Below are 13,915 nucleotides of genomic sequence, written 5' to 3' on the forward strand. Positions count from 1 at the left end.
CTTTCAACAAAAAAATACTTGCAAATAGATATGCATACTATCAAAAAAATAGGACTGGGTCTTTTTCTTTTGGCGATGGGGCTCTTTGTGCTGCAGCTCTTCCTGACCGGCTATAAGATCAATGATGAGACCTTGCCAAAAGTGGAAGCGGCCTTGGGTGAAAAAGAATATACGCCTTATGTCGTTCAGTCTCTGGCCCAATGGAAAGACAAAGCTTTAGGAGGAAAATTCTCCTATTTGCCCACCATAAGCGAAGCTTTGCAAAATGCGAACTACGAGATCGCACAGGTATATGGAATTCCTGCTGATCAAATTCCCAATCTGGTCAGTAGCCTGACGAAGGAAGAAAATGGAAAGTTTAAGGTTACGGCCGAAAGTCATGCAGCCCTGAAAGCTCTGCTTCCCGCTGAAGTGGGTGAGTACGTAAGTGGAGGCACGACTTGGCTGATTGATCGTGAGTACGATGACAAAGCGGCATTCACCCAAACCCTTACAGATGAACTATCTAAAAAAGGGAATGAGTTTGCCGCCAACTACCAGGTTTCAGAAGGCTCAATTAAGGACATAAAATTTGAGATCATAAAAGCGACTTCCGGAGGATTCTTTTGGAACAATCGATGGATCTTTTTCCTTCTGATCATCGTTGGGGGTACGATTGGCGCCCTGATGTACATATATCCGGCCTTCTTTGACGGAAATCCAGGTATCAAGCATAACCACATTTATTTCAATTCTGCTACCAATCAGGGATTGATTGGAATAATTGCAGCTGTGTTCCTGATCACTTTTTACATTCTGCTCTATTTCAATCATTTCTGGATAGCGGAATGGATCAGTCTGGCAGATCCGATCGCCAAATTGATCAAAGGACAGCCTGCAGATCGTTGGTTTATGTATGGCTTCCTCTATACCCTGGCTATTTGGGTAATGGGTATTCGGATGTTTGCCAAATATCGCCATAGTCGCTACCATCAAGTGCGTACGGCTTCAATCATGTTCTTCCAAACGGCTTTTGCATTCATTATTCCTGAAATTCTGGTCCTCTTGAATCAGCCCTATATGGACTTGAAAAATGCCTGGCCGCTGAATTACAATTTCTTTTTCGACTACAATATTGACAATCATATCACCGCTGGAAATTTTGGAATCTGGATGCTGGGTTGGGGAATAGCGCTCTTCGCTATTGGGGTGCCACTCTTTACTTATTTCTATGGAAAAAGGTGGTATTGTAGTTGGGTTTGTGGATGTGGAGGATTGGCCGAAACATTGGGAGATCCTTATAGACAGCTATCGGATAAGACTACTGAAGCCTGGCAGATCGAGCGCTTTATCATTCATGGAGTATTGGCTTTTGCGATAATTATGACAAGCCTCGTTTTGTATAGTTATTTCAGTGAAAGTGGAGTCAATTTAAGTTTCAATAAATGGTCTCTACTAGCACTGGTTTGGGCAGTTGGAGCAGGACTCTATGCCTTGCACAGAAGAAAATTCCCTCACATGAGTGGAAGAAAGGTATTGACCGTTGTCCTCGTTTTTGCAGGAGCATTTACCTTGGGAGTATTTACCAATTTCTTCCCCGTCAGCGGAAACAATATCACCTTCAATAGCTTTGATGTGAGAAGTGTATATGGATTTGCGATTGGGTCGATTTTCGCAGGAGTAGTTGGAACGGGTTTCTATCCGGTCATGGGTAATAGAGTATGGTGTCGTTTTGGATGTCCATTAGCGGCTTACCTCGGTTTGGTCCAGAGATTCAAATCTCGTTTCCGTATTACCACCAATGGCGGACAGTGTATCTCTTGTGGTAACTGTTCTACCTATTGTGAAATGGGAATTGATGTGAGGGCTTATGCACAGAAAGGACAGAATATCGTTCGTTCTTCTTGCGTAGGTTGCGGTGTATGTGCGGCTGTTTGTCCCAGAGGCGTACTTTCTTTGGAAAACGACGACAATACGGATACTAGCAGAATGAGTGATGTGAGATACTAAGCTAAGCTTTAACATATATCAGGCTGGCAGCGATGAGTTGTCAGCCTTTCTCTTTGCCACTTTTTTACGGAAAAAAGTGGCGCAAAAACCGGCAAGATTTTAAAGCAGCCCGCATACCGCCCCGACCACCATATCTTACGGGCCCTCACGCTTGTGTAGGTGCTGGGTAGGGTACAAAAAAACAAACATCCAGGCGCGTTGGAGATGGAACGAGAATTTAGGGGATGGAATGTGCGTAGGCTGGCTCTTCTCGTTCCGACTTTTTGCTCCACTTTTTGAGAGAAAAAGTGGAAAGAAACTCAAAATGAGAAATCAAAAAAACTAAACGATTCTATTCCCATTTCCATCAGTCGTCAGCACTTCACTCATATGGTCAAGGAAGGGATGCATAGCGAGAAAAGTATCTCGAATCTTCTCAGCGAAATCGGGAGCTAATACTTCTTCATCACTGAAGTCTCTGTGTAAGAGAAATTGCTTGTGTCTAAGGAGGTCAATCGCAGGATGATCTTTAGAATAGCCTTTGGGCGCAGTTTTAACTTTGTCCCCCGTCAATCTGCCAAATATGTCTTGAAACTGCGACTTGGCAAAAATCCTGCGGTAAGGTTTATCATCTGCAGCGATGTCTTCCCGGATACGTCTCATATCTTCCGAATTGGGACCAAAGAAGCCTCCGGCGGCATAGCTGTTGCCGGGTTTGATATGGAAATAGAATCCACCCCTGAGCAGAGCAGTAGCTCTTTTGAAACGACCACTCCAATGAGATTTATAGGGGGATTTATCCTTGGCAAATCTAACGTCCCGATAAATTCTGAATAAGACTTTTTTACCCGACATAGGGACCAAATTGTCTTCTTCTATCATAAGGTCGTACAAGTCTTCGGCAAAAGCGACCATTTCCTTATGGCTGGACTCATATCTATCCTTATGTTTGGTGAACCATTCACGATTATTGTTTTCCTCCAGGTCATTGAGAAAGTCAAAGGTCGCGGAAGTGATTTGGGACATGAATATTTATACTTAGATCTTTTTTTGTCTGAAAATATTGGGCAAATATCAACAATCTATTTGATTTAATAATAATTGGGTTTGTATGAGATTGCAATCAGGAAGACTTTCATAAAAAAAGAGAAGAAATTCTCGATAACTCTATTTGGGTTTAGAGCAAGGGAGAGAATTTCTTCATTAGTGTGAATAGTGTGCTCGAATTGCTGTAGAAGGGTAGAGTTTTAGATATCAAACTTTACACGGAGCCATGCCTTTAATCTATAATACCCATCTGAGCCTATAGCTCGGCCGACGAGGAGGGCCAAATCAATCCGATAGAATTTGTATTGTGAGCTATGATTGCCAAATCTAACTACAGGAAAATATCGATGATAATCAGCTTCTGATTGATGTAAAGAAAGGAGAATTTTAGGGATCAGGTACTCCACCTTTTTTTCCGGCACACCATATACCATACTTAGCTGGCATTTTGCTAACCACACTTGTTCATCATATAGAGGGAATTCAAGAGGGTATTTCAAATTTTTTTGATAATAAGACTCAAAGGGGCCATCCCTGAGTCTGATGCGGATAAATTGTCTATTATACATATGGATTTAGATTTACACGAGAGAAATATTAAGAGTTTTTCCCTCAACCTAAATGTAGTAGTTGTGCTTTGCTAATGGTAATTATAACCATTAGTTAAATGAATAGTTAAATCTCAGGAATTTCGCAAAAGCTATTATTGTTTTTAGCTAAATGAGTTTTTTTCGCTAAATTCTCTATATAGCTTTTCCCTGACAACAAATTGCCCTTTGTTGATAACTTGCTCGTGCACATGAAAAAGACCATTTTTTTGAAGGAGGAAAATTTCGTTAGACTCAGACAGGGATTGAACGAAAAGCTTAAAAATCACTCTGACAATAAAAATTTAGGAAAATCTGATAAGTTGGCCTATGAAGGGATGGCAACTTATATCAGAGAGGAACTAACTTTATTATTGAAATCTCCGGAATATAATCGGCTTCGAACCCATGAATCCCAAATAAGTTATCATAGTCTATGGACTATACTCTATCAAACGGAAAAGGATCCATCCAAGAGGAAAAGAATGAACAGGATGGTAGTTATGCTTCTTATTCTTTTTGTATTTAAAAGAATTCCCGAGGACATGTTAATTGAAAAAGAAGAGAAGCTAAAGCAGACGGAAAGGAACTATTTCGGCAAAGCTACACTTACTAGTGAGGGATTTCGATATTATGAGGAATTCTCCTTAAAAAAACTGAGGTCGTCTATCCGAAAAGCAAGAGGAGAAATTAAGATTATAGATACTTTTCTGGATAATTGGCGAAAATTAAGAGCTGCTTTAAAGGAAGCAAATAAACAAGGGTGCAGAATCAGAATATTACTTAATGATCCCGGATTTTCTCCCATAGTAGCTAGAAGCATTAGGATTTCTGATATAGGAGGTGGAGAAAAATCCTTAGAATCATCTCTTCAAAAAATCAGAAATGAAATCAAAGATTGGGAAAATCCTGATTTAGTGGAAATTTCTTTACATGATAGTTTGCCTGGATTTAATTTGTTTGGGGTTGACGATATTTATTATATAGGCCTGTTCTGGCATAATACAGAAGCTACTGAAGGACCATTTATGATGGTGAGTAACGCTCAATTTAAAACGAATGTAAATACTCATTTTGAAGATTTATGGGAATATGCAGGCAGGCGAGGAGCAAATACCAAAGGTGGACAAGGTAAAAAGCTAAATCAAAAACTATCTCCTTATGTTGGAAACTGGTTGTTGTACTGTAATAAAGTAGGCAAAGATGAAGAAAGCTTTAATCTTCGCAATATGGAGCATGGGAAGGTTGTCGAAAACTTGTTGAATGTTACTGAAATAAATGGTGAACTATCAGTTAGTTTTGTTTCATATTCTAATGGAGTTTTTAGAGGAAAAGCTTATTTGTGTGAGAGTAATGATTCTTTTTTGGAGATACGGTTAATATCTAAACAAAATGAAGATACACTGCATTTTTTGTTTCATATCGGAAATGGTTTGGAAAATCATCTAATCGGGATTTATAATCATATGTATGTCAAAGCGCCAGTATTAGGCACCGGATTGACGGCTATAGTAAAAATAAATCCCTTTAGAGATCAGGTAGAAGATCTTGGCTCATGGAAGCCTCAAGATGTGGAGGAAATACAGGATCAGAATGTCCAAAAACTACTGCGGTATTTAAGATTCCCTTCTGGGGCAAGATTGGAAACTTTGCAGTCATTTGAGCATCTTCAGAATTTTAAACGATTCAATCTGCCTTCCTTGTTTTCGGGAGTTTATAAGATTTATTCTTACCAGGGAAGTGAAAGTAATCCATATCACCGCTTTATTTCAGAATCCTTAATCAAGATAGACGATTCGCATCAGGTCTTTCACAAAAGGTGTGCGAGTAAATATTCTGAAACAAATGAATACTCCCATTCTGTAGGTCGTGTGCAAGCCTCGAAAGGTGATTCGCTAATTATTAGCATGAAGAGTAAAGATCATGGAAGAATGGGATTTTTTGTAATTAACATCGGTGATTATAAACCCCAAAGTAGAACCTATTATACAGGGGTATTTACGGGAGTAGCTTTAAGAAACCGAAGAGTAGCTATTGGCAGTCGTGTTATCTTGGAATTTCTTGGAAATGATTTATCACTCTATGATCAGAATTCTATTAAAAGATATTCCATATACAAAGATGAAATACAAAGTATACCTGCCGAAGTGAGGGAAAATTTAATGGGGAGGGTGAATAATCTGGTAGGTTTTTTAAAAACACATGGAGCAAGTTCTAAAAAGGCTTTGCTTAAAGAGTCACATGAAGGAGTTGATATGAAACAGGTGTTTTTTGATTCCGCCTGTCAAAGAGCCTTAAGTGATGATGTAAATCAGATAGGAATCGCTGCTAAAATGTATGAAAGAGCTGTCCTTCATGGCTTTAGGCCTATCCATTCTTTTGAAGAAAAATTAGAAGAGTATGAACAGGAAGGTTGGATCAATCAGACTATAAAAAATGGAATTCTTTCAAATAATACTTACAAAAATCTTATGAAAGCTTACAAAGATATGTCTAACTAATAATGCAGATTGGAGCATTTTTTCTAGGCTAGAAAATATGATTTTGTTTCAAAAACCCTCCAGATTTGAAGTATTTAAATTAATTATTTAAATGTTCTAGTATTTCTTTCATGTGGAATGTACTGCTTATACGAGAATTATGTCTGATGACCAACAATACTAGATTATAAGCTGTTATTTAGCATATTTTAGACTAAATATAAAAATAAGTCTATATGAACTTAGCTTACATGTATTTCGGTGGAGGGGCCGATTAAGAAAGGTAAAGTGGAATTGATGAATTACCCCTCTGTTCGATTCTACTATACCTTCTTGCTCGCTAATTTATATTTCCAAAAAACTTGAGTTTCCATTACTGCAGAACCAAACTCTTCTAGTCTATAACTATATCTTTTAAAGTCTCCTTCGACCGCTTCGTCAAGCAATTTTATAGAAGCTACTTTTTTTGATGGAACACCATCCCTTCTTTTTTCTTTTACACTGACAAGAAGTAGATCCCAGGCTTTTGGCAATATTAAGTCAAATCGGATTTTCTTAGCAGTATTCTTTAAAGTAAAATGTGATTTCTTTTTGGGAAACATACCTTCCCAATGACAAGTGTAGGTATAGGTTAATTTTTCACCTTTAGAAAGCTGGTTTCTGAAAAATATTTTAAAATCTTTTTGATTAGGAGCATCATATATGATGTCTGTTGCTAATTCTTTATTGTATTTATCCCAAGCTTTTAGCTTGAGTGCTTCATATGAACTGGTTGAGGTATCGCTAAATATTCTATGTTCCCTCGAACCTACATTATCATGTTTTGCTTCTAATTGTATCATACGGGTTATACTACCATCTCCATCTTGATTTTCTATTTTGATTATGTAATGGGTAAATAAATCAACAATTCCCTCTGGATCTTTACGAAAAAGTGATTTTTCGCGAATTCCCATTTGATTTATTTTACGACCCATTTTGTTTGAAAGTACGCGGAACGATTTTTTTAGCTCAGTAATATTTAAATTAAGTGGTACAGTATCTAGTGTCTTCAGTTCGGAAAACAAACCCAGCTCCTCATCTTTAGGTTTGGCAAGTATGACCCTCTCTATTGAAAGAATTCCAATTATTAAACCTAATGCAAAAAGTAATTTGGGATTTGCATGTGAATTTAATTTGTCTATATCCTCATTTCTAACAATGAAAATGCAAAAGTCTAATTCTTTGGCCTTAGATAAAAAAAAGTCTATCTGAAAAGTATTGTCGAGAAATAAATGGAATTCATTAATACTTGGTTGTAAATCCTGAGATTCCAAAAGGGAAGCAATCGTCTGGGTAAACTTACCTGTCGTATCAGAACTAATGATTGCAATTTTTGGAAATTGAGCAGATGAGGGCATATGTATGGGAGGAGCCGTTAGATTACATTTGACTAATATTTGAGATAAGATATGAATATTATTCAAGAGCTTGAATAACATTTATGCTTTTCTTTCTATATAAGAAAATTGCTTGTCAAAGAAGATAAAGCTATCCCCCCAGCACGCGATCCAGAAAAGCATTCATGTCGTCAGCTACTGCAAACTTCTTCAGCATGGCTTCAATCAGATCATCTTTCAGTAAGGTCTTTTCATCCATTTCAAAACCATAGTAAAATCCTTTGTGAAAAATCAAGGGCTGTTTCTCAGCTGCTTCCCTAAATTCTTTATCAATCCGCTTGTGCTTATCTCCCAGAATTTCCCCATAAACAGAAAGGAATTTTTTGTCGGTCGTCAACTTTTCGAACTCCTCCATATTGTTCACTATTTCGGTACGGACCCGATGGAGGTTTTCCTTCTCCAGCATATAACTGCCCGTATACAGTTTTAGACCTTTGTGATTGACCTGTAGAAAAATGCCAGGGCGGGTGTATTCCTTCTTGCCATAAGCAGAGATCATGGCTTCAAGGTGAGTTTTGTAGGGCGTTTTGTCCTTGCTAAATCGGATATCCCGATTGATTCGCAAAATGAAATCTTTGGCATCATAAGGTATGCTTCCCCATTTATCCTCGAGGGTATTGATGAGGGCTGCTACAAATTCGCGGAAAGGGATTTTTACTTTTTTCTCGTAGAGTTTCTTATTCGCATGAAACCATTCTTTATGGTTGTTTTGCTCAAGCTCGCTGAAAAATCGGATGAAGTCCTGGTCGAAGTAGGCCATGTGTCTGAATTTATGTTGTAAATGATGTTACTAATCTACTAAAAATGAGTAGTAAAGGCATGTGTTTGTGCTATTTGATTTAGCTTTTTTGCTCATTTTTCTTTCATAATGGGGAAAGCGCATTTTCTAAATGGATAGAGATAATCTGATTTTTTCATTAAAAAAGAGTTAGTAAAAACCGTAATTCGGATTTTCCATTTCATGTATTATTTGAATATTGTTTGTAGGCTTAGTGCCGCCAGTGAGGTTCAATCCCGAACAAAATCAAATAATGATTCGCGACAAATCATGGAAACTTGCTCTCATCTTTACTTTTTATGTATTCAGCCTGTCTGATAGCCTTTGGTCACAAATGACCTATCCCGGCGATGTCCAATTGCTGGGCTCTGAGGAGATCGTTTTTGACTGGACTACAGATGCTTGTGAACAGGAAAATATCCCGGATGCTCCTGCAAGAGCTTTTCGGGATGCTGCTGGAAATGTCAACCTGAGCATTTCCCATTACCACAATTATCGCATGCTTGGGGCTGACTTCAATAGTCTGGTTCCGGATTGTAGTCCGACCATGATTTCAGATTTCGACTCCATTCCTCAAAATTTTAATGATTACGAATGGATCGTAAGTACCTACACCCATGACGGCATCAATGTCATGGCGGTGGTACACAATGAACATCACGGCTGGGAATATGCCGGACAGTGCAATGATAATTCCAGTAGCTCCAATTTGAATTGCTGGTATAATACCATGACTTATGCACTTTCGACCGATTCCGGGAAGACCTTCACCCAGGCAGCTGCACCGGATCATTTCCTCTTCGGGGCTCCTTATAAACAGGATACGACGGGTTCCGGAGCGCACGGAATTTTCGAAGGAAGTAACATCATCAAAAGTCCCAAAGACGGTTTCTATTATCGCCTGGTAAAGACAGAGTCTATCGGCCTGCAAGGGGAAGGAACTTCTATAGTCAGAACGGACGATCCCTTTGATCCTCAAAGTTGGAGAGGTTGGGATGGCGAGGGCTTCAATGTAGAATTCGTCAATGCCTATGAACATCCGGAAAGAGATCCTGCAGATCATGTGCTGGCCAGAATAGGGCAGGGCTTTATAGAAAAAATGAATCTCTCAATCTCCTGGAATACTTATTTCAACAAATTCGTTCTGGTAGGGGCCGCACAGAAAAGCAATGTTTGGGGGATTTATTATGCCTTATCTGATGACCTCATTCACTGGACTGCTCGAAAGCGGATCATGCAGGGCAATATGATCATCGACCCAAACCGAAGCAATACAGAAGATATTTTGGGCTATCCCTCTCTCATCGACCATACAGATACAACACGAAACTTTGAAGTGAGTGGACAAGAGGCTCACCTCTATTTTACGCGCTGGCGCCAAAGCAATGGATTGTATGACAGAGATTTGGTACGCATTCCGATCCGCTTCAGTAAACTGGAAGTAAGTGGCTGGACCATCAATGGCACAGGCCAATTTTATGATGCGAATCCCGGTGATGGAATTTGTGCTACTTCTGCAGGGAAATGTAATCTGAATGCGGCCTTTCAGGAATCGAATAGCCGCCTGCCGGGTGATTCAACATTTGTAGCGCAGCTGGACTTTAATACAACAGCTCCCAACATCAAAGCCCAGGATCAACTCTTTGGTTTGACTTATCCCCTGGTGCTGGACGCTACAGATCTGGCAGCATATTCAGCAAATACTACTGATGTTGGACAAGCGATGGATTTGACTCCGGGAGTTACCATCAATTTGAATGGAAATGGAGGAATCGCTTTCGGAGGAAAAAATAGTGGAATACGAGGAATTGCCTTAAGGAATATGTCAGGAGCTGCCGTTTATTTCTCTGCAGATTCTGGTTTTGTAGAAGCTTGTGTGCTTGGATCGTATGCGGCTGGTACAACGGATGAAGTAAGCGCAACGGATGGAAAAGGAGTAAAAATTGAAAATGCTTCTTATGTGCGAATCGGAGGACCTGATCCCGAGGACAGAAATATGATATTGGGAGGAGTTCAAATTATCGGTTCCTCTGCTAGCCACAACAAAGTCGAGGGGAATTACATCGGGACGGACATTCAGGGAGATTCTGTTTTTTATGTGAATTCCAATGGCGTGAGCGTAGAGGATGGAGCCAGTTATACGACTATAGGAGGAAATGATGCAAACAGAGGAAATGTAATTTCCGGACATACCGCTCCTGGGATCGCTCTAAATGGAGCTACTTATACCGATATCATCAATAACCTTATTGGAACAGATGCGAGTGGGACCAAAGATCGGGGAAATCAACGAGCAGGTATCTCTCTGGGAGATAATAGCGAACACATAAATATCATCGGAAATGTAATTGCCAATAATTCTGGAGATGAAGCCGGTATTTGGGCAGTAGCAAATATTGCGAATGTTAGTATAGAAGGAAATTTTATCGGTACAGATCGAAGTGGAATGCTTGATCTCGGAAATGGAGATACTGTGAGCTATGGAGCGGGAATTACTTTTGGAAGTGGTGCACATAATGTGCGAATAGGAGGAACGAATTCCGGGCAGGGCAATGTGATTGCCTACAATCGGGGCCATGGCATCTGGATGTATGGAAATACCGGTAATGCCATCAGTATTTTGGGGAATAGCATCCACAGCAATGGAAGACTAGGCATCGAATTGCCAGAAGTATATTTCCACGATCCCATAGATGACCTGGATGCGGATGGTGGAGCCAATGATTCTCAGAATTTCCCGGAAATACATTCGGCTAGCTTACAGGATACAACGAATGATCTGACCCTCATAGGAGAATTCCACAGTGAAGCGAATAAGACCTTTCACCTGGAATTTTTCCTTAATGCGACTTGTGATGATTATTCTGCAAATGATGGCGGTTTTGGAGAAGGGGAGGAATTGCTGGGAACGGCTTCGGTCACAACAGATGCTAATGGAGACGCAAGCTTCCATTTGAGTTTTGATGGAAGTAATGCTGCGGGGAAAGTAGTTACGGCAACAGCGACCAGTCCGGATCAGAGTACTTCTGAATTCTCACAATGCGTAGCCGTCGCTGCTCCGGAAGCAGAAATGGAGCTATCGACCCATGCATTCCTGGAGACTGTAGCCATGGGAAGTACGGGGACTGATACGCTCATTATTTATAGCATAGGGACAGATGAATTGGATTGGTCCATGCAAGGAACTCAATCCTGGCTCAGTACCCAGCCCTCGAGTGGTAGCATCGCAGGAGGCGACTCTACTTTGGTACTCATTCAATACGATGCAGCCAATCTAACTGATGGAAGCTATAATGATACCCTTTCCCTGCTCAGCAATGATCCCAATCAGCAATTGGTGGAATTGCCGGTGGAAATTTATGCCCAGGCTCAACCGGATATTTATTTTGCCTTTGATACCATAGAGGTTTCCATTCCTAAAGGAGGATCTTTATCCAAATACTATGAGCTGGAAAACAGAGGCTCCGACCCTTTGAGCTGGCAATTGGCAACTCAGGCAGGCATTAGCTGGCTGCATCAGCTTCAGCCCAATTCGGGAAGCATTGATGGGAATTCGACTGGCCAATTTGGATTGAAATATCAGGATACTTCTTTGGTCGCAGGAGTTTATTATGGTGCGGCATGGATTAGCTCTAATGATCCGGATGAAAGCCAAACCCTTTTTACTATCGAACTGACAGTTACAGAAGATTCTACTGCTGGGAGTGGAGGAAATGACGATAAATTTCCAGATGTGCAGATCAATGTGGATACGCTTTTTGCAGTGCTTCCTCAGGGAGGCAGCCAAAGTCTATCCTTCGATATTTTGAACCAGGGCGATACAACTTTGGATTGGAGCCTTCAAGCCAATGCAAATATTTTTTGGATCAATCTTTTGCCCCCAACAAGTGGCTCTATCCCGGCAGGCGGACAAGCAAATGTTCAGCTACAGCTAAATGCTGCCAATGTTACCCCTGGAAACTATTATGCTTCCCTTTTCATCAATACCAATGATCCCGCTGAACCACAAGTTGGGCTAGTAGTGAAAATGAAAGTGGAAGACAATGGAGGAGGAAACGGAGGCAATCCGGAGCTTTTATTTTCTTTAGGAAAAAGCGGATTCTGTCCGGGTGAGCAAATACAGATCAATTATCAGATCAAAAATGCCAGCCCTGGTCCGAATAATCAATATCAGCTCTTTGCTTCGGCTCCTGACGGAGATTTTAGCGAGCCCTTTATGCTGGCTAATATCACATCGCTGGATAGCCTGGGAAGTTTTCAGCTTATGATTCCAGAAGATGCGCCTCAAGGCTCAGCCTATAAGTTGAGATTGCATAGTACCCAACCCGCTTTGATATCACAAGAAGTAGGCGGTATCTCCATTTACAGTTTGCCTTCTGTAAGCCTGGCAGGTTTCGAGGACGTTTGCCAAAACCTAGCCGCCTTCCCATTGACTCAGGGACAACCTGCAGGAGGAGAGTATCTGGGTAGTGGAATAAGCAATGGAGTATTTGATCCTTCGCAGGTGCAGCCAGGTGTTTACACGGTTATGTATAAGTATATAAACAATGAGGGATGTGCCGCAGAAAAGGAAGAACTCTTGAAAGTTGTCGCTGCACCTGAAGTGGACTTTCCCCTGAATAATGAAATCATCTGTGATAATCAGGATCCTATTTTATTAGATATGGCCAGTCCAGCAGGAGGATTTTATAGTGGAAATGGAGTCGAAAACGATATCATAAATCCTGCATTAGCAGGTGTAGGAAGTCATCCGATTCGCTATACCGTAGTACAAAACGGCTGTAGAGATAGTGCAGAAGTAATCCTTACGATTAGCGGAGCACCCAGTGTCTCTTTGGCTCCTTTGGAAAACCTTTGTTATACAGATAATGAAATCAGCCTGCAGGGCAGCCCGGCAGGAGGAACTTATACAGGACCCGGAATCAATAATTCCACTTTCAATCCTATCCTTTCAAATCCCGGCATTCAAATTCTCAGCTACGAATACTCTGACGGAAGTTGTAGTAATACGGCCAGTATTGAAGTGAATGTAGTGGAAAATCCGGCTATTCCCCGCATAGAACAAGTAGGGGATAGTCTCCGAATTTCCGGGACTTATGAAAAAGTAGAATGGTATCGGGATGGACAGTTTTTGGAGGGTGAAAATGGAAATGCAATTTTCCCCCAACTAGGAGGAAGCTATAAAGTCATCGTTTTTGGTGCGGCTCAATGTAGTTCGCAGTCCGAGGATTTCCTCTGGCAGGCAACTTCTATCGATGAAGAATTGCAAAAAGCCTGGAGCATGTATCCCAATCCAGCTAGTGATCAATTGACCATAGAGTGGGATAGAAGTCTCTTTGATTTTGAGGAAGAAGTATCGCTCAGGGTGTTTGATAATATGGGTCGCCTGCTGTATCAATATCAGTTAGGAAGAACGAAATCAAAAATTCGCATTCCTATTGATCAATGGCCTTCAGGGATCTACACGGTGGAGATACGAACAGAAAACCGTATGGCGCAGCGGAGACTGGTTGTGGATGGGACAAAGTAAAAGATGACCTAATGAAAAAGCCCCGAAGAAATGCTCTTCGGGGCTTTGTGTTTTAGTATTAATCAAATTTGTTTCCTTACGATTTT

7 protein-coding genes are annotated in these 13,915 nt (G+C 40.7%); 3 read left to right on the top strand and 4 right to left on the bottom strand.

Annotated features, from left to right (window positions below; translation table 11 throughout):
• Positions 1–30: 30 nt before the first annotated feature.
• Positions 31–1,989: a 4Fe-4S binding protein gene (locus R8P61_28125; GenBank protein MDW3650978.1), complete on the top strand. Its 1,959-nt coding sequence runs from the start codon at positions 31–33 to the stop codon at positions 1,987–1,989.
• 321 nt (positions 1,990–2,310) lie between these two features.
• Here the strand turns inward: R8P61_28125 and R8P61_28130 are convergent, their stop codons facing one another.
• Together R8P61_28130 and R8P61_28135 are read right to left on the bottom strand one after the other, a co-directional pair.
• Positions 2,311–2,994, bottom strand: a complete 684-nt coding sequence (locus tag R8P61_28130; protein ID MDW3650979.1) for a DUF2461 domain-containing protein — start codon at positions 2,992–2,994, stop codon at positions 2,311–2,313.
• 221 nt (positions 2,995–3,215) lie between these two features.
• Positions 3,216–3,584: a hypothetical protein gene (locus R8P61_28135; protein MDW3650980.1), complete on the bottom strand. Its 369-nt coding sequence runs from the start codon at positions 3,582–3,584 to the stop codon at positions 3,216–3,218.
• A 230-nt stretch (positions 3,585–3,814) separates the two neighbouring features.
• Here R8P61_28135 and R8P61_28140 point away from each other — a divergent pair, with 230 nt between their 5' ends.
• Complete coding sequence (locus R8P61_28140; GenBank protein ID MDW3650981.1) at positions 3,815–6,103, top strand: hypothetical protein; 2,289 nt, start codon at positions 3,815–3,817, stop codon at positions 6,101–6,103.
• A 302-nt stretch (positions 6,104–6,405) separates the two neighbouring features.
• Here R8P61_28140 and R8P61_28145 read toward each other — a convergent pair whose 3' ends face one another.
• On the bottom strand, positions 6,406–7,482 hold the full coding sequence (locus tag R8P61_28145) for a nucleotide-binding protein (GenBank protein ID MDW3650982.1): 1,077 nt from the start codon (positions 7,480–7,482) through the stop codon (positions 6,406–6,408).
• A 130-nt stretch (positions 7,483–7,612) separates the two neighbouring features.
• Positions 7,613–8,281, bottom strand: a complete 669-nt coding sequence (locus R8P61_28150; GenBank protein ID MDW3650983.1) for a DUF2461 domain-containing protein — start codon at positions 8,279–8,281, stop codon at positions 7,613–7,615.
• A gap of 271 nt (positions 8,282–8,552) precedes the next feature.
• Between R8P61_28150 and R8P61_28155 the strand changes: the two genes are divergently transcribed.
• Positions 8,553–13,829 carry a T9SS type A sorting domain-containing protein gene (locus tag R8P61_28155; protein ID MDW3650984.1) on the top strand — a complete coding sequence of 1,759 codons (5,277 nt, stop codon included), beginning with the start codon at positions 8,553–8,555 and terminating at the stop codon, positions 13,827–13,829.
• Positions 13,830–13,915: the final 86 nt, after the last annotated feature.

The sequence above is a fragment of the Bacteroidia bacterium genome (assembly GCA_033391075.1).
Lineage (GTDB): Bacteria > Bacteroidota > Bacteroidia > J057 > J057 > JAWPMV01.